The following is an 18,454-nucleotide window of genomic DNA, read 5'->3' as shown; positions in this document are numbered from 1 at the left end:
GATCCATAATGAGTGACATAACGCCATTGTACAGCAATTTTATTTGTTGACAATAAAAAGGTGTACGATCAATTTTAGATTAATATCACAGTTAAGTGTCTACTAAGAGACGATTTAATGAAAAATATGAAAATTCACATCAAAAAATTGATTCATCTCTACCTTAAAAACAACATTTCATAAAAGTGTTACATTGTCACATTTTACATTGTAAATTTCATTCTTCCTATCAAAATGAACAGCTTCCTCTATAAGGAGAATAATATCCAGGATGATGAGGTTACCAAAACAATAGACCGTGATACACATCGATGACCATCAATCACGATACCGGAACGATTGAAAGATGCGCGATACTTACGGTAATTGTGATTTCAACTGCATACGATATTTCCAAACTGCTATCATCAGTATTAATTGCGAACATTTTATACGTTTCTTTTCGCTAAGATGCTGAAAATCCGAATATCTTGCAAGCCGAATCCCTTAAAAAGGGCACTTATTCATCAATAATTAGTTTTATTCTGTCAAAAAAAACAGCAGAAATGCCAGAATAACGAAAAATATCAGTCGTAAATCGTCATTTAATCAAATGAATCACACAACAGATGGACAATAAAACGGTAAGCAACCCATCGGAACAATGATCATGGCACAACACCTTGATCATTGTTCCAAGAGCCAGAGAAAAAATAGAAGCATGATCAAGGGATATGAGTCATGTAAATTCAGTGAATTCATTTATGATCTTATGATCAAATAGTCGGAACAATGATCAAGAATAATTTATCTCGGAAGCATGAGTTTTCTTGCTATAACTACGGAAGGTGTCAATTCAACTGGGGGATCCGTCGTATTTATTTAGATTGGTCGCTAAATTGAAATGACAGACTTTCAGGAAAGTAGGCCCTAATCATCCTTGATCATGCTTACGTGACGACTGAACGTGACATATATCGAGTCATCTCCCAAAAAAATGTGTCTTTTGATTCCCCAAAAGTCAGCAAAATCGTCAGAGAAGGGAAGGGAGAAACAAGACACCTTGATCATGCTTACGGGGTTGTCCAGAATTAAAGCAAAATATCATCTGACGAATAATAACCAGCAGATCAAGCATGTGGATAAGTTGTGTATCCATCTTGATCATGCTTCAAAAAAGATAATGATCATGATTCCGAAATACAAATGATCATGCTTCAGTCGATTAATGATCATGCTTTCAATATCTAATTGATCATCGTTCCTGACCAGCCATGATCATGCTTTCAGAAACCAAATAAAAATATTGTTTTATTACAATTGATTACAAGCATTTTCTTGCCCAGATCATAAGATCATATAAACATTTAAGATCAGTAATAATCATAAAGATCAGTTTTTAAGAGCAATAATTTTTTTCTTTATTTATAGAATCTTTTTCTATAAGCTCGGAAAAATATCAATATTACATCAAATGTGATATGGACAGGAATATGAGCACCCACGAAAAAATATTAATCAAAGCTCCCAGAAATCATAAAGATGGACATCTCTTTCAAGTATCGGAAGCATCGATCAACTGGATAGAACAGTATCAGCACTTTAAAGGGGTGACCAGAAGCATCATTGAACTACTGAATTTAGTCTCTCTAAAAGGCATGAGTAGTAAGGATGGCTTAGTTTCAACAACAGAGTTGATTGAAGCTGCTGATGGACAGTTAACCAGAGCCGCAATTCAACAGCGATTACGCGCAGCTGTCAGTATTGGCCTCTTTGAACAAATCCCTGTTCGGTTCGAGGAAGGTTTGGCAGGCAAAACAATGCTGCATAAGTTTATTAATCCCAGTCAGTTGATCTCATCATTGGGAGCCACCAGCCTGATTACCGAATCGGTAAAACAATCAGAGAAACAAAAACGCTCAAAAGCGCTGGCACAAACACAAGTGAATCAGCGCCTGTTAAATGAATATGGATTAAATACGCCCCCTGCAATCAAAGATGAAGCTGATCAATTTGTGGTCTCACCGACCAATTGGGCGGGCATTATCGATCAAGCATTGGCACCGCCAAGAACACGTAAGAGTTACCAGAAATCAATGGTCTCAATTTCTGGGACTCGCGCTGTGATCGAAACAAGATCATCCAAAAATATTATGACTGTTGATGATCTGATGACGCTGTTTGCCCTGTTTACGTTAACGGTTCAATACCATGATCATCAGCGTGAAGAATATCATCTGAACGCCAAACAAATTCCGAATAAGACACCGCTGTATATCACAGATATCTTGTCACTTCGGGGCAAGAAGGATAGCGGGCCGGCGAGAGATTCTATTCGGGACAGTATTGATCGCATTGAATTTACTGACTTTCAGCTCCATGAACTCACCGGTCGTTGGCTCAGTGAAAATATGCCGGAAGGATTTAAAAGTGATCGTTTCCGCTTTTTGGCCCGAACGATCACGGCTTCAGAAGAAGCCCCAGTTGAAGGCGCCGATGGCGAGATTAAGATCAAACCCAATCTCTATATTCTGGTTTGGGAACCTTCATTTTATGAAGAACTGCTGACGCGGGATTACTTTTTCCTGTTTCCACCAGAGATTCTGAAACAGCATACGCTGGTATTCCAACTCTATTCTTATTTTCGGAGCCGGATGTCCCGTCGGCATCATGAAACCATGCTGTTATCTGAGCTGAATCAGAAATTGGCCCGTAATATTGAATGGCGACGTTTTTCGATGGATCTGATCCGGGAGTTGCGGCGTTTATCCGAAGGGAAAGGGGATGATGATCTATTTGTCGTCAATCTATGGGGATATCATCTTTCTGTCCGTTCCATTCATACCAAAGGCAAGATTTCGGATTATGAAGTCGACATTAAATGTGATGTTGAAGAGGTGTTGCGTTTCTCTAGAGCGAGAACAACCAATGCTGGAAAACGCAATATGGCACCGACGTTACCCAATCCACTTCGCCATGAGATGGTCTCTAAGCAGAAACTGGAAGAACTCGCTTCAATTATTGATGGGGAATTTGAACCTATCCAACGTAAAGCACCATCTCCCAGAGGCAATTTAGGCCGCCGGGTCAAGTTACGTAAACATCTGGTAGAGATCAATGCTGATGAGATTACGATCACCTTATCAAAATATACCTCACGAGAGGCTCTGGAACGCAGTATAAGCGCTTTATCTGCGATGACCGGACACTCACCATCATTAATCCGAGAAGAGTGTCAGGAGTTGATTGATAAGCTCGATTGGCTAAGGGTCAGTGATACGGTGCTCTCTTACGAGATTCTGAGCAAGACCATTGAGTTGTATAATTCCCGTAGTCGTAATAAACATTTGTCAATTGAACGATTGATCTCAGGATTGGCGGTTCGGCGTAAAGTGTGTAAACAGATTAGTGAAGGGCATTTAGACGAGTCGGTGTTTTTAGTGCTTGATGAAGTGGCAATTGGTATCTAGAGCATTTAAAGACTGGCGAACGGTAAAATGGAACCAAGGTTACAAACCCTGATTGTCTTTGCACAGCTCTGACATCTTCCTGACAGAAGCGGGTGTTGAGACCGCTATTCTCTACCTCGAAAGACAACCGATATCCTACCGATGTCATTGGTTAGGTTCATGTTGTTATATTCATACTTAGCATTTTCGCGAGCACCCCATGCTCGCTTTTTTTTGCCTGTCAGAAAGTGAGTACATCAGCTCGGCCATCAAATCAATCGACCATGACGAATCTCTTCATGAATGCAATCACACCCTTGATCATTGTTCCGTATATGATGTGAATCAGAGAAAACGAGCGAGGAGAGTCGGGGGAATGAGTTAAGCAAAAAATCGAGAGCAATCTTTTAAAAATACAGCGCTGTTAAAATAGACGCAAAATTTTATTTTTACATCTATCAATATTTTTACAGAACTATAGCCATTATCACAATCTTGGATAATTTTGCTTAACAAGGTTTTTCAGCTTCGCTATAGAATACGTGTCCCTAACATGGTTTGTCCGGAGGTGGTTTATGTCTATCAATTCAATCGACCATGATGAAATGACGAATATCGCAAATAAATGGGACTTCACGGACGAAGTTGAATTGCAAAAACCGACGAAAACCCTCAAGTCAGCCGAAGCCCGACGCCGGATTGAAGTGATGAGAGAAATTCGTGAAAGTGGTTTAACGCTTGAAGAAGCTAGGGAACTTGGCTTACTTCATTAAGTTTTATATTGGATAAAAAGGGGCAGCTTAGCTGCCCTTTTTTTTCTGCATGAGAGCGGCTGGTACGAACCTCAGTTAGCGCTTAATTTTCTTGATTCCTGTGGTATATTGCATAACTTGTTTACAGATGGCGGGTGATTTTATGTCTTTTAATCTTGCAGAATTGAGTGCTGAAGAGAAAAATCGGATCGAGTTGGATAAGCAGGCAGCCTTTTTAGTCTGGAAACTGAAACAAGGAAAGGCAGGGCCTGAAGTATTTACTCAGCATCAGGAAACGTTGCGAACAACCGATGAACAGACATGCTTTCAACAATCAGTGGATAAATATAAAAGGGTCATGGGTGTGATGTAAACCGCTCCCTGAACTGGCAGAAATTGAAATGGTTCTGTGTTTTTTCTACAATCCGTCGCGTTCAATTAATGAGAGAGAATATCCCGATGGGAAGAAGTTTTGAAGTGCGTAAAGCTTCCATGGCGAAGAGTCAAGGCGCAAAGATTAAAGTTTATTCCAAATACGGCAAAGAGATTTATGTGTGTGCAAAAAATGGAGGGGCCGATCCGGATACCAACCTTTCTTTGCGACACTTGATCACTAAAGCGAAGAAAGATCAGGTTCCCGGACATGTGATCGACAAAGCGCTGGATAAAGCCTCGGGAGGAGCGGGTGAAGATTACCAGCCAGCTCGTTATGAAGGGTTTGGCCCCGGTGGTATCAGTGTGATTGTTGACTGTTTAACGGATAACGGCAATCGAACTTTTCAGGATGTCCGGCAGTGCTTTGTGAAGACAGGCGCAAAGATTGGTAGTCCGGGGACTGTTGCGCATATGTTCGATCATCAGGCTGTATTCCAGTTTCAGGGGGATGATGAAGAAAGTGTGTTAGAAGCATTAGTCATGGCTGATGTTGATGTAGCTGATATTGAGCTGGAAGATGGTGTGATGACTGTATTTGCACCCCACACCGAATTCTTCAAAGCAAAGACTGCGTTGACTGAGGCTTTCCCTGACGTCACCTTGGATGTGGAAGAGATTACGTTCGTGCCACAAAACCGGACTGAAATTGCCGGAGAAGATGCTGAGAAATTCCAGAAGTTTCTTGATCTGCTGGATGATAGCGATGACGTCCAACAGGTTTATCATAATGCGGAGATTGAGTAGCCGCTCATTCTCACTTTCATGACAAAACGGATTGCAAAACGCCCCTTGATATGACATGGGGCGTTTTTTTATGTCTTTCGGATTCGGTTGGTATCACAAATCATGATTTTTCATGCGCTCAGTATTCTTCGGTTTATAAAATAAATTGCATTGCATTCCGTGATAGAGTTCATAAATTATAGTGAAAAAAAAAACCGCTGCGGATAATGTCTGGCAGAAAGTGAAATATGTTCTAAAAAGTATATAGATAACAATAGATTATGTCTTTGATTTCGTAGATGTGGCGGATCTGCTTTTTATGAACGTCAGATTTGCGTAACTTAAGATTGCACTTTAATATAGTGCCCCTCGACGTATTGTTACTATGATGTGTCGGATGTAGCAAAGTGTTCTTTCTTGTAACAAATATATTTATCTTCTTCGATAAGCTGGATGTGGAATGTCATCATTTCGTAGAGTTAAGTGGATTTGTATCAGATAAGGATAATTTGTTGCAGATTCAAATACTCTTATTAAAAACAACTGCGGAGTCTTGATAAGGAAGTGTCGGTTATCAGGGTCTCTGCCAAAAAGAGAAAGTACAAGTAAATGGAAGCCTCACGATATAAAAGCATCATATCGAGACTCGGACTGTTACTCACAGTGCTGATGCTCTCAGGGTGTAAGTTTGCGCTACTTGATCCCAAAGGAGAGGTGGGTGTTCAGGTAAAAGAGTTGATCATTACAGCTCTATTCCTGATGTTGATCGTTGTTATCCCTGTGATACTGATGACGATCTACTTCTCGTATAAATATCGATCAAGTAATTCGAACGCAGAATACACACCAGAATGGTCCCATTCAACAAAGATTGAGCTTGTTGTCTGGACGATCCCAATCATTATTATCGTCATTTTGGCGACTATCACTTGGCGTTCAACGCACCATCTTGAACCTTCTAAGCCTTTAGTCAGTGATATGAAACCGATGACAATTGAAGTGGTGTCACTTGACTGGAAATGGTTGTTCATTTATCCGGAACAGAAAATAGCAACGCTGAATTATGTTGCATTTCCAAAAGATGTTCCGGTGAAGTTCAAGCTGACTTCAGATAACATCATGAACTCTTTCTTTATCCCTCGATTGGGTAGCCAACTTTATGCGATGCCCGGTATGGTGACTCGTCTGCATTTAATTGCCAATCATGCTGGGGATTATAAAGGTATTGCCGCAAGCTTTAGTGGTGATGGTTTCTCACATATGAAATTCACTGCAACGGCAACACCGGATATGGCCAGCTTCGAACAATGGGTTGAGAAAGTGAAGTCTTCTGAACAGCAGATTCATGATTTCGCTGATTATCGTGCTTTAGCGAAGCCAAGCATCGATGTTCCCGTCACTTATTATTCTCATATTCCGGACGGCCTGTTCAACGCTGTGGTAACCCAGTTCCCAGGTAGTATGAATATGCACATGGGAGATGGACTGGATATGGATATGGATAAACCAATGGGTCATCATTCGATGACTGAGCATGAAGGGTGATGAGATTATGTTTGGAAGATTAACACTGGACTCCATTCCATACCATGAGCCCATTATCATGATTACCCTCTCTGTCATCGCAGTTGTCGGTTTGGCAGTCGTGATTTGGGTAACGCGTCTTGGTAAATGGCAGTATCTATGGAATGAATGGTTTACTTCGGTAGACCACAAAAAATTAGGCTTCATGTACATTGTTGTCGCGTTTGTCATGCTCATCCGTGGCTTTGCCGATGCGGTGATGATGCGAAGTCAGCAAGCGCTCTCTGCTGCGGGTGAAGCCGGTTATCTGCCGCCACATCACTATGATCAGATCTTTACCGCTCACGGTGTCATCATGATTTTCTTTGTGGCAATGCCACTCGTTATCGGTTTGATGAACATTGTTGTGCCATTACAGATTGGTGCGCGTGACGTCGCTTTCCCGTATCTGAATAACCTGAGTTTTTGGTTGTTTGTTGTGGGGGTGATTTTGACCAACCTATCACTGGGTTTGGGTGAGTTTGCCCGTACCGGTTGGTTGGCTTATCCACCACTGTCAGGTATCGGTGCTAGTCCGGGGGTCGGTGTTGACTACTGGATTTGGGCGCTACAGATATCGGGTGTCGGGACAACGCTGACTGGGGTGAACTTCTTTGTCACCATTATGCGGATGCGTACACCGGGAATGCCACTGATGAAGATGCCTGTTTTCACCTGGGCTTCATTGTGTGCCAACATTCTGATCATTATTTCATTCCCAATTCTTGCTGTTTCGATCGCACTATTGACGTTAGACCGTTATCTAGGTTTCCACTTCTTCACCAACGATATGGGTGGGAACATGATGATGTATATCAACCTGATTTGGGCATGGGGTCACCCTGAGGTATATATCCTTATTCTGCCTATTTTCGGGGTGTTCTCTGAAGTGACCGCGACCTTCTCGCGCAAGAAGCTATTCGGCTATACGTCTCTGGTTTGGGCGACGATTGTCATCACGATTCTGGCCTTTATTGTTTGGCTGCATCACTTCTTTACCATGGGAGCCGGTGCAAATGTAAACGCCTTCTTTGGGATTGCAACCATGATTATCTCTATCCCGACAGGGGTGAAGATATTTAACTGGCTGTTTACGATGTACAAAGGACGTATTCAGTTTACGTCACCGATGCTGTGGACGATTGGATTCCTGATTACATTCAGTGTTGGTGGGATGACTGGGGTTCTGATGGCTGTTCCCGGTGCTGATTTTGTGCTGCACAACAGTGTCTTCTTGGTTGCGCATTTCCATAACGTCATTATCGGTGGTGTGGTCTTCGGCTGCTTTGCAGCAATTACTTACTGGTTCCCGAAAGCGACTGGTTTCATGATTAATGAAGCATGGGGACGTCGGGCTTTCTGGTGTTGGCTGATTGGCTTCCTGTTGGCCTTCCTGCCATTGTATGCACTTGGCTTTATGGGCATGACACGTCGTTTGAGTCAGGATATCAGTGCTGACTACTTCCCACTGCTTGCGACAGCAGCGGTCGGGACTGCAATTGTAGCCCTCGGGGTGGTGTGTCAGGTGACTCAGATCGTTGTCAGTATCAGAGATCGTGAGCAAAACCGTGATGTCACGGGTGACCCGTGGGATGGCCGGACGCTGGAATGGTCTACTTCTTCTCCACCACCGTTTTATAATTTTGCGGTGATCCCGAAAGTGGATGAGATCGATGCTTTCTGGTATCAGAAACAGAAGGGTGAGCATTCGCTTGATAAAGAAGTCGAATATGAACCCATTCATATGCCGAAAAATACACCGACTGGTATGTATGTCTCTGCATGTGCTCTGGTCTTTGGTTTCGCGATGATCTGGTATATCTGGTGGCTGGCAGCTATTGGCTTTATCGGGATTGTTGTAACGAGCATCTGGCATAGTTTCAACGACGATGTTGATTATTATGTTCAGGTGGATGAAATCAAGGCGATTGAAGATGAACACCGTGATGAAGTTGCGAAAGCAAAGGCGGCGTCTCAATCGAAAGATGATATGGAGGTGAACTATGCAGGCTAATTCTGTTGCAGCTCACGCACATGATCACCACCATGATACCGGTGGTAACAAGCTGTTCGGTTTCTGGATTTATCTGATGAGTGACTGCATTTTGTTTGCATCGTTATTTGCAACTTATGCAGTGCTGGCTAATGCAACCGCTGGTGGTCCCAGCGGTAAAGAAATCTTTGAGTTACCATTTGTTTTTGTCGAAACCATGTTGCTGTTGCTAAGTAGTATTACTTTTGGCTTTGGCATGATTGCGATGAAACGCAAACAGATCGGGGCCCTAAAGTTATGGATGGTGATTACCTTCCTGTTTGGGGTCGGCTTCATCGGGATGGAAATCTATGAATTCCATCATTTGATTGTTGAAGGTTATGGACCTGATCACAGTGCGTTCCTGTCTGCGTTCTTTACGCTGGTTGGAACCCACGGTCTTCACGTGACCTTTGGTTTGATTTGGTTGTTTGTGTGTTTCTGGCAATTGAATACCAAAGGTCTGACCGACATGCTCGAAACTCGATTTGGCTGTCTAAGCTTGTTCTGGCACTTCCTTGATATCGTCTGGATTTGTGTATTTACATTCGTTTATTTAGTTGGGGTGACATCATGAGTAACCAACACGCTGACTCAGGAGTGAAGGGATATGTGATTGGCTTTGTTGCCTCTCTGATCTTAACGATTATTCCTTTTTACTATGCTGCGACACAAAGCCTATCGACCGGGACGACATTTGCTGTGCTGTTCGGTTGCGCCATTGTTCAGGTGATTGTTCACTTTGCCTACTTCCTGCATATGGAAATCAAGACGAGTGACGGTCGCTGGAATTTTATTTCACTGGTGTTTTCCGCGATTGTTGTTCTGATCCTGATAGCTGGTTCTATCTGGATTATGTGGAACCTGAACGTCAATATGATGATGTAGGCGCAGACTGATGATTAAAGGGTATCTGTCGATCACCAAACCGGGCATTATCGTTGGTAACCTGATCTCTACGGCTGCGGGATTTTTTCTCGCAGCCAAGGCTGAATCAGCAACATCAATGTTACTGCTTTGTACGTTGGCCGGTGTGGCTTTGGTCATCGCGTCAGGGTGTGTCATCAATAATATTTTTGACCGTGATATTGATAGCAAAATGGCACGTACCAGTCAGAGATTGTTGGTGCGCGGTGAGATTAATGTCGATCATGCATTCATCTACGCCATTGTCTTGCTACTCGCCGGAACAGCGCTGCTGTACCAACAGACTAACCCGCTGACCGCTGTTGTGGTTTTATTGGGCTATGTCTTTTACGTATTCTTTTATACGATGTGGTACAAGCGGACGTCTGTATACGGCACATTGGTTGGGAGTATTTCTGGCGCAGTGCCACCATTGGCGGGTTATCTGGCAGTCACTAACTACATCAGTCTGGAAGGTGTTTTGCTGTTCAGCTTATTTTGTCTATGGCAGATGCCGCACTCTTATGCGATCGCGATGTTCAGACTGCAGGACTATCGTCAGGCCGGGATTCCGGTACTGCCGGTGGTTGCAGGGATCGATAAGGCTCGCAAACATATGATAGCTTATGTGGTTGCCTTCAATGTTGTTGCGCTGGGGTTATACCTCGTCGGTAATACAAGTTACGAATACTTGGTGGTCGCCTCGGTTGTTTGCTTGATGTGGACCCGAGTGACATTCCGGCGTATGACGTCGGATAACTTCGAAGCATGGTCAAAAGCGGTGTTCAAACACTCGTTGATTGTGGTGATGAGTTTTAGTGCTGTTCTCGGTATTGAACTGATTCCACTGAGTTTCTGACTCGTACACATCTTCATATGAGAATTGTAAAGGCATCATTCGATGCCTTTATTTTTATCACCTTCAATCACACATCTGTGAATGTCTCTTGCCTATACGCTTTTTTGAATAACGCTTGATTTGAATGTAAGTATTTACTTACATTTCGATGTCGTTATGCTGAAGTACCATGACTCTGTCTGGTTAAGACGAAAAATTGAGAAAAAAAAGATCATATCTCTGGTACTTTGAGCCGATATTATGTTATCAATATGTGATATTTGTCACTTTTTGTAGACTTTCTTAACTGAAAATGACACAAGGAGTTCAATTTAACGACTAAGGTTACTATCTAAAGGTATTGTGAATCGTGTTCAACACAGAAGTTGACATCTATCACACCTCAACATGGTAAGTCTGCTGTATACCATATGATTTTTATGACTGAACGGAAGTGACTGCGACAGTTGCTTCGTATCCGACATATCTTCGTCCCTGAACTGGCGGAGACGGATTTCAGTCAGCTCGTTACCTGTTTGGGAGGGGTTACGATGAAAGCAGTATTGCAGAAGTCGTTTGATAAGACGCTATTTTTGGAGAATGTAAAGCGTCATCTGACATCAACTTATGCGACAACCGTCGAAAATGCGACCAAGCGCTCTTGGTATTTGGCTATGTCCCGTGCGTTGGCAGAACTCACCACATTTGATCTACTGGAAACTGAGCAGGATGAACGAATTCTGAATGCAAAAAGTGTCAATTATCTTTCTCTGGAATTTCTGGTTGGTCGTTTGACCGGTAATAACTTACTCAATATGGGCGTTTACGAGGCCATTGGTGACGCCGTGGCTGAACTGGGGCTCGATTTAACCGATCTGCTTGAAGAAGAGCGGGATCCTTCATTGGGGAATGGTGGTTTAGGACGTTTGGCTGCTTGTTTTATGGATTCACTGGCAGCTCAGGAATTTCCGACAGTCGGTTACGGACTGCACTATGAATATGGCTTGTTCAAACAGTCGTTTGAAGCGTGCCATCAGAAAGAAGCCCCGGATGCTTGGTGTGGGATCGAAGGATATCCGTGGGAAGTTGCACGGCCAGAACTGGCACAGGAAATTGGTTTCTACGGTTATGTCACCACCGAAACGGTTGATGGGCAAGAAAGACGCAAATGGGTTCCGGGCATGACGGTTAAGGGAATGCCGTGGGATATTCCGGTGGTCGGATATAAAAGTGAGACCGTGTATCCGCTGCGTTTATGGGAGTGTCGGGCGATTGCGCCATTTTCTTTAGAAAGCTTTAACAACGGCAACTACTTTGAAGCACAACACGGCTTGATTGATGCCGGCAACATTACCAAAGTGCTCTATCCGAATGATAACCATGAAAAAGGTAAGACACTGCGTTTGATGCAGCAGTATTTTCACAGTGCTGCTTCTGTCCGGGATATTCTGCGTCGTCATCAGGCGGCAGGACATCAACTGGCCGAGTTGCCCCAGTATGAAACGATTCAGCTCAATGATACCCACCCAGCCATTGCTATCCCTGAATTGATGCGGATTTTTGTCGATGAACAAAACATGCTTTGGGAGGACGCATGGGGCATTTGTAGTCAGACATTTGCCTATACCAATCATACGTTGTTGCCTGAAGCGTTGGAAACATGGGATGAAGCATTGATCCAGCGTCTGCTACCGCGCCATATGGAAATCATCTATGAAATTAATCACCGTTTTTTACAGGAAGTCCGGAAAAAATGGCCTGGGGATGGTGATAAGCAGCAGAAGCTTTCGATTATTCAGGAAGGCTTTCACCGGATGGTGAGAATGGCAAACCTTTCTGTTGTCGGAGCTTATGCGGTCAATGGGGTTGCTGCGCTACACTCTGCGTTGGTGAAACAAGACCTGTTTCCCGAATTTAATGAACTGTATCCGAATCGGCTGAAGAATGTCACCAATGGCATCACCCCGCGGCGCTGGTTGCAGTATTGTAATCCGGGGTTATCCCATCTCATTACCGAAAAAATAGGGGATAACTGGCCCGTTGCGCTGGATGAGCTAGCACAGTTATCTCAATGGGCCGATGATGCCGAGTTTCAGCGGGCATTTATGGCGGTCAAAAAAGACAACAAAGTGCGTTTGGCCAAGTGGGTCAAAAGTAATATGGATATTGAGCTGAATCCCGACGCTATTTTCGATGTGCAGATTAAACGGCTTCATGAGTATAAGCGGCAACATTTGAATATGTTGCATATTCTTTCGCTGTACCATCGATTGCTCAATCATCCTGATTTTGACATGGTGCCCCGCGTGTTCATTTTTGCTGCTAAAGCTGCGCCGGGCTATTACCTTGCCAAAGAGATTATCTATGCGATTAATAAGATCGCGGAGAGTATCAACAGTGATGAGCGGGTGAATGACAAATTGAAAATTGTGTTCATTCCCGATTATCGGGTCAGTATGGCTGAGATTATCATTCCGGCAGCAGATGTGTCTGAGCAAATATCAACTGCCGGTAAAGAAGCGTCCGGGACCGGTAATATGAAAATGGCGCTGAATGGTGCATTGACGATCGGGACGATGGATGGCGCAAACGTTGAGATCCGTGAAGAAGTTGGCGATGAGAATATCTATATTTTTGGATTAGAAGTCGAGGATATCAATCGTCTCAAAGCCAGCGGGTACAACCCATTTCATTACTACAATGCGGATCCGTTGCTCAAAGCCTCGCTTGATTTACTAAATGGTGAAGAATTTACTCCCGGAGAGCCGAGAAAACTCAAAGCTACCTATGAAAGCCTTTTAGATGGTGGTGATCCTTACTTGGTGCTTGCTGATTTTGCCTCTTATATCGAGGCGCATGGTCAGATTGATGCGCAGTATCGCGATACGGCAGGATGGGCGAAAAAAGCCATATTGAATACCGCCTTGGTCGGAAAATTCAGTTCTGACCGAAGTATTCGTGATTATGTCGATCAGATATGGAAGCTTAAATCGGTCCCTCGCTAAGGCGATGGCGCGGTTTGCCGGTGGTTGTAGATAACGGCTGACCATCGAACGTGAACAGTGACTGAAAACGTCATCACTTCTATATCAGGGGGAGCAGCCATGGAAATTGAACAAGACCGCTTATTGGCGGTCGCCCGCCAAGCCGGGATTGCCGATCACTATACCAGTAATTTAGGTAAAAAAGCGGCTGTGAGTCGTCAGACGCTTGAATACTTACTCAATGCGTTAGGCTATGAGACTCAGTCACAGGAAGCATTACTTCATTCAGCGGAGAGAATTCATAAACAGCCGATTCTGGAGCCGGTTTTGTTTGGTCAGGCTGATCAGGTCATCGAAGTGCCATTACATTTGGGTAGTAGTGCGAGAGAAAGTGATTTTCAATGGACGCTGGAAACAGAGCAAGGAGAGCGTTACGAAGGTTACCTTCAGTCACAGATTGTCAGCGATGCGCGTGATGAAGGCGGGCCGCTGGTTTTTTCTTTATCGATGGCGCTTCCCATGGGTTATCACACCTTATTTGTGCTACGCAAAGGGCGTCAGAGTCCTTACCAGGCCAGAATTATTGTCGCGCCCCCGGCGTGTTTCAAACAACCGGCATTGCAACAAGGTGAGAAATTGTGGGGCCCCAGTGTGCAATTGTACACCCTGCGTTCACAACAGAACTGGGGGATTGGTGATTTCGGTGACTTGAAACGACTGGTCATCAAAATGGCGGAATTGGGCGCAAATTTTGTCGGCTTAAACCCCATTCATGCTTTGTTCCCGGCCTATCCTGAAAGTGCCAGCCCCTACAGTCCTTCTTCTCGCCGTTGGATGAATATTCTATACATTGATGTGAGTGCGATTCCTGAATTGAACGACTGTCCACAGGCACAGCAACAGATATCGAGTCCCGATTTCTGCCAACGCCTGAGCGCAGCAAGAGCCAGTGAGTGGGTTCAGTATACCGATGTTACTGCGCTGAAAATGGACATTCTGCCGCTGCTCTATGCAACGTTCAAACATCAGCATTTGGATTCCTTAACTGAACGTGGACAGGCATTCCATGATTTTGTTGAGCAAGGTGGTGAGTCTTTACTATCGCAGGCCGCCTTTGATGCCATTCATGCTGACCTGTGTGAGCAAGATGCCGATATTTGGGGATGGCAGGTGTTCCCCGAGCACTATCGGCATTTTCACAGTGCAGCGGTGCAAGATTATTTGCGCGAAAATCAGGAGCGCATCAATTTGTATCTCTACATGCAATGGATCGCCGATGAACAAATACAGGCAGTCCAACGTGCCGCTGAAGCGCAGGGGATGGTGATCGGACTCTATCGCGATCTTGCGGTCGGTGTGGCTGAATCCGGCGCTGAAGTATGGGCAGATGAGGGAGATTTATTACTCGATGTCAGTATTGGTGCGCCGCCCGATGAACTGGGACCACTTGGGCAGAACTGGGGACTGCCGCCACTCAATCCACTGACGCTCAGACATCAGGCCTATGAACCCTTTATTCAGCTCCTGCGCGCCAACATGAAATCTTGTGGAGCCTTGCGGATCGACCATATTCTGGGATTGTTGCGACTCTGGTGGATCCCCCGGGCAGAAAAGGCGACGGAAGGGGCCTATCTTTATTATCGCGTCCATGAATTACTCGCTATTTTAGCACTCGAATCTCACCGCCATCAGTGCAGTATCATTGGTGAAGATTTAGGCACCGTCCCGCAGGAAATCGTTTCTCTGTTAGCGGATGCCGGTATTTATTCCTATAAAATTTTCTTTTTTCAAACGGCTGAAGACGGGGGATATTTTTCTCCGGCTCATTATACCGCTCAGTCGATGTCTGCATTATGTACTCATGATATGCCGACGTTACGAGGGTTCTGGCACTGCCTGGATTTGAATATGGGACGCGATATCGGGCTTTATCCCGATGAGGCGCAATTTAAATTCAGAATGGATGTCCGTTTACATCATAAACAAGCGATTTTGGATTCGATCGCTTGGCATGGTTTACTGCCTGAAAGTGTCGGACGGGATGCGATGACTGTACCGATGAGTGAAGCGCTGTGTGAGGCAATGCATTTACATATGGCTGCCGGTACATCAGCACTGATGAGTATTCAACTGGAAGATTGGTTACAAATGGATAACCCCGTCAATATTCCGGGAACGGTTGCGGAATATCCCAACTGGCGGCGTAAGCTCAGTCAACCGTTAGAAACATTATTTTCACAGCCGGCGATACAACGGCTGGCAGCACGAATTTCAGCGATGAGAGCACAATAACGATAGGTTGTGACAGGCATCATCTATAAATTGAATTGCAGTCACTCAATCGTATCGGGTTGTTTTGTAAACTGCAGATTAGGTCGTTTTATCAACAGATCGGTTTTAGTGACAGATCGATTTTATTAACAGACCGATTTTATTAACAGATCGATAGCACCCGGAGATTTGACCGCGTCAAGATAGGGGATCGGTCTGCTTATGGGTAAACAGATAGGTTCGTTAGGCTAGGAGTAAGGATATTGAAAACCGTTCAGAAACAGAAGCTGACAAAAAAGCAGCAGACTTATCAGAAACTGGCACAGGCTTCATTTGCTGATCCATTTGCCTTTTTAGGGCCATTTATCTCTCCTGAGCAAGGGGTTCTTCGCGTATGGATGCCCGGAGCGCTCCAAGTCTTCGTGTTACTCGATGAACAAGACCCGATTGAAATGTCGCCAGAAGAGAATGGCGGTTTTATTCTTCAGTCGGACATGGGGTTACGCCTGACCCACTACCGCTTGTTGGTGCGCTGGAAAGGGGGAGAGCAGATCCTTGATGACCCATATCAGTATCATGCAATCTATGCCGAATACGACCATTTACACACCCCGATTGCCATGTATCGACATCTTGGTGCGCAGTTCGTTACGCTGGAGCGGGGCGGCAAGCAGATCGAGGGGGTTCGCTTTTTAGTCTATGCGCCACACGCTTCATCTTGTTCTGTGATCGGCAACTTTAACCAGTGGGATGGACGTCGTTACCCGATGCAGCGACTTGATTATGGGATCTGGGGTATTTTTATCCCGGAAATGACGGAAGGCACACAATACAAATTTGAGCTCAAAGGCCCGAATGGTGAGGGGCTGCCTCATAAAGCCGATCCATGGGGTTTTTATGCAGAACAGTTCCCGTCATTGTCTTCTGTGACTTATGATCATGCGCGTTATGTCTGGCAGGATGAGGGTTGGCAAAACCGGCCAATCACGGAAAAACGCAAAGAAGCATTGTCATTTTATGAATTGCATGTCGGTTCCTGGAAACTTGGTCCTGATGAGCAATTTCTTAACTATCGGGAGCTGGCTGATCTGTTGGTGCCTTATCTGACCGATATGGGATATACCCATGTTGAGCTGATGCCGGTGGCCGAACATCCTTTTTATGGGTCGTGGGGCTACCAGCCAATCGGCTTGTTTGCACCGACCAGCCGTTATGGTTCACCCGATGACTTCAAGTATTTTGTCGATCAGTGTCATCAAGCGAATATCGGTGTGGTATTGGATTGGGTGCCGGCGCACTTCCCAGCCGATGGACATGGCCTGAATAATTTTGACGGGACACCGCTCTATCACGACCCGGATCCACGTCGTGGCTGGCATCAGGACTGGAACTCTTATATCTATGATATGGGACGTGAACATGTGCGCCGTTTTCTGGTTTCTAACGCATTGTACTGGTTTGACCGATTCCACATTGATGGCATTCGGGTTGATGCCGTCGCTTCCATGCTTTATCTCGATTATTCGCGCAGTCATGATCAATGGATCCCGAATGTTGACGGGGGACGGGAGAATTATGATGCCATCGCGACATTAAAATGGATGAATGAGGAAGTGTATAAACATTTCCCCAATGCCATGACCATTGCTGAAGAATCGACCGCGTTTCCCGGGGTTTCAATGCCGACATTTCTCGGTGGGCTAGGGTTCGGTTTTAAATGGAATATGGGCTGGATGCACGATAGTCTTGAGTATATTCAGCACGACCCGGTACACCGTAAATACCATCATAATGTGGTCACATTCCCGCTGTTGTATGCATTCAGTGAGAACTATATTCTGTCGCTTTCTCACGATGAAGTGGTTTACGGTAAGCGGTCTCTGCATGACAAAATGCCGGGGGACGAATGGCAACAGACCGCCAATCTCAGAGCTTACCTCGGTTACATGTATGGTCAACCGGGTAAGAAGCTCAACTTCATGGGGACTGAATTCGGGCAAACCGGAGAGTGGCAACATGAGAGCCAGCTTCAATGGTTCTTGTTGGAATATGAACGGCATCAGGGGGTGCTGAAGCTGACTCAGGATTTGAATGCCCTGTATCGTCAGGAAAAAGCATTATATGAGAGTGATTCTGTGCCGGAAGGGTTCGAGTGGCGCCTCGGGGATGCCGCAGAGATCAGTATTTTGGCCCATGAACGCATCAGTGAATCCGGTGAGCGGATTCTGGTTATCAGTAATTTTACCCCAGTCCCGCATGATGATTTCCGTTTGGGAATGCCGGTGCAGGGGAACTACCGTCTGATGTTGAACTCAGATGACCAGGAATATTGCGGTAGTGGGTACAAGGTGGTCAGTGTTGCGACAACTGAAACGGTAGAGAGTCAGGGACTGACGCACTCTTTATTGTTACGGATTCCGCCATTGGCGACGGTCTATTATAAATTAGAATCTTAGTGTTTGTAGAACACGACAGCATAACAGCCCGATTTACATTGTAAATCGGGCTGTTATTTGTCAGGC

The 18,454-nt window shown here is 44.8% G+C and carries 12 protein-coding genes; all 12 read left to right on the top strand.

Going from position 1 to position 18,454, the window contains the following annotated elements; genetic code table 11:
* Positions 1–1,472: 1,472 nt before the first annotated feature.
* Positions 1,473–3,449 (top strand): replication initiator protein RctB domain-containing protein, encoded by a 1,977-nt coding sequence (locus OCU60_RS22935; protein WP_074371988.1) that lies wholly within the window; start codon positions 1,473–1,475, stop codon positions 3,447–3,449.
* Positions 3,450–4,003: 554 nt separating this feature from the next.
* On the top strand, positions 4,004–4,201 hold the full coding sequence (locus tag OCU60_RS22930) for a PA3496 family putative envelope integrity protein (protein WP_074371987.1): 198 nt from the start codon (positions 4,004–4,006) through the stop codon (positions 4,199–4,201).
* 142 nt (positions 4,202–4,343) lie between these two features.
* Positions 4,344–4,553: a DUF3283 family protein gene (locus OCU60_RS22925; RefSeq protein WP_059122793.1), complete on the top strand. Its 210-nt coding sequence runs from the start codon at positions 4,344–4,346 to the stop codon at positions 4,551–4,553.
* An 86-nt stretch (positions 4,554–4,639) separates the two neighbouring features.
* The gene (locus OCU60_RS22920; RefSeq protein WP_074371986.1) at positions 4,640–5,359 is read left to right on the top strand and encodes a YebC/PmpR family DNA-binding transcriptional regulator; all 720 of its coding nucleotides are present in this window, start codon (positions 4,640–4,642) and stop codon (positions 5,357–5,359) included.
* 588 nt (positions 5,360–5,947) lie between these two features.
* Complete coding sequence (cyoA, locus tag OCU60_RS22915) at positions 5,948–6,883, top strand: ubiquinol oxidase subunit II (protein ID WP_074371985.1); 936 nt, start codon at positions 5,948–5,950, stop codon at positions 6,881–6,883.
* A 7-nt stretch (positions 6,884–6,890) separates the two neighbouring features.
* Positions 6,891–8,915, top strand: coding sequence for a cytochrome o ubiquinol oxidase subunit I (gene cyoB, locus OCU60_RS22910; protein WP_074372047.1), 2,025 nt, complete (start codon positions 6,891–6,893; stop codon positions 8,913–8,915).
* The gene (gene cyoC / locus OCU60_RS22905) at positions 8,905–9,510 is read left to right on the top strand and encodes a cytochrome o ubiquinol oxidase subunit III (RefSeq protein ID WP_074371984.1); all 606 of its coding nucleotides are present in this window, start codon (positions 8,905–8,907) and stop codon (positions 9,508–9,510) included. Before cyoB ends, cyoC begins: the two co-directional genes overlap by 11 nt.
* Positions 9,507–9,821, top strand: a complete 315-nt coding sequence (gene cyoD / locus OCU60_RS22900; RefSeq protein WP_074371983.1) for a cytochrome o ubiquinol oxidase subunit IV — start codon at positions 9,507–9,509, stop codon at positions 9,819–9,821. The genes cyoC and cyoD overlap by 4 nt, the downstream gene beginning before the upstream one ends.
* Positions 9,822–9,831: 10 nt before the next feature.
* Positions 9,832–10,698 (top strand): heme o synthase, encoded by an 867-nt coding sequence (cyoE, locus tag OCU60_RS22895; RefSeq protein ID WP_074371982.1) that lies wholly within the window; start codon positions 9,832–9,834, stop codon positions 10,696–10,698.
* A gap of 530 nt (positions 10,699–11,228) precedes the next feature.
* Positions 11,229–13,682 carry a glycogen/starch/alpha-glucan phosphorylase gene (locus OCU60_RS22890; RefSeq protein WP_074371981.1) on the top strand — a complete coding sequence of 818 codons (2,454 nt, stop codon included), beginning with the start codon at positions 11,229–11,231 and terminating at the stop codon, positions 13,680–13,682.
* A 105-nt stretch (positions 13,683–13,787) separates the two neighbouring features.
* Positions 13,788–15,953 carry a 4-alpha-glucanotransferase gene (malQ, locus tag OCU60_RS22885; RefSeq protein WP_370738666.1) on the top strand — a complete coding sequence of 722 codons (2,166 nt, stop codon included), beginning with the start codon at positions 13,788–13,790 and terminating at the stop codon, positions 15,951–15,953.
* A gap of 242 nt (positions 15,954–16,195) precedes the next feature.
* Positions 16,196–18,388: a 1,4-alpha-glucan branching protein GlgB gene (glgB, locus tag OCU60_RS22880; protein ID WP_074371979.1), complete on the top strand. Its 2,193-nt coding sequence runs from the start codon at positions 16,196–16,198 to the stop codon at positions 18,386–18,388.
* Positions 18,389–18,454 lie beyond the last annotated feature (66 nt).

The sequence above is a fragment of the Vibrio spartinae genome, from assembly GCF_024347135.1.
Taxonomy (GTDB): Bacteria; Pseudomonadota; Gammaproteobacteria; order Enterobacterales; family Vibrionaceae; genus Vibrio; species Vibrio spartinae.
This window is presented reverse-complemented; position numbering and strand designations above follow the sequence as displayed.

Bases quoted from the DNA above. Each gene is read 5' to 3' on its own strand.
- OCU60_RS22935 (WP_074371988.1), top strand. From the start codon at position 1,473: ATGAGCACCCACGAAAAAATATTAATCAAAGCTCCCAGAAATCATAAA.
- OCU60_RS22930 (WP_074371987.1), top strand. From the start codon at position 4,004: ATGTCTATCAATTCAATCGACCATGATGAAATGACGAATATCGCAAAT.
- OCU60_RS22925 (WP_059122793.1), top strand. From the start codon at position 4,344: ATGTCTTTTAATCTTGCAGAATTGAGTGCTGAAGAGAAAAATCGGATC.
- OCU60_RS22920 (WP_074371986.1), top strand. From the start codon at position 4,640: ATGGGAAGAAGTTTTGAAGTGCGTAAAGCTTCCATGGCGAAGAGTCAA.
- cyoA (WP_074371985.1), top strand. From the start codon at position 5,948: ATGGAAGCCTCACGATATAAAAGCATCATATCGAGACTCGGACTGTTA.
- cyoB (WP_074372047.1), top strand. From the start codon at position 6,891: ATGTTTGGAAGATTAACACTGGACTCCATTCCATACCATGAGCCCATT.
- cyoC (WP_074371984.1), top strand. From the start codon at position 8,905: ATGCAGGCTAATTCTGTTGCAGCTCACGCACATGATCACCACCATGAT.
- cyoD (WP_074371983.1), top strand. From the start codon at position 9,507: ATGAGTAACCAACACGCTGACTCAGGAGTGAAGGGATATGTGATTGGC.
- cyoE (WP_074371982.1), top strand. From the start codon at position 9,832: ATGATTAAAGGGTATCTGTCGATCACCAAACCGGGCATTATCGTTGGT.
- OCU60_RS22890 (WP_074371981.1), top strand. From the start codon at position 11,229: ATGAAAGCAGTATTGCAGAAGTCGTTTGATAAGACGCTATTTTTGGAG.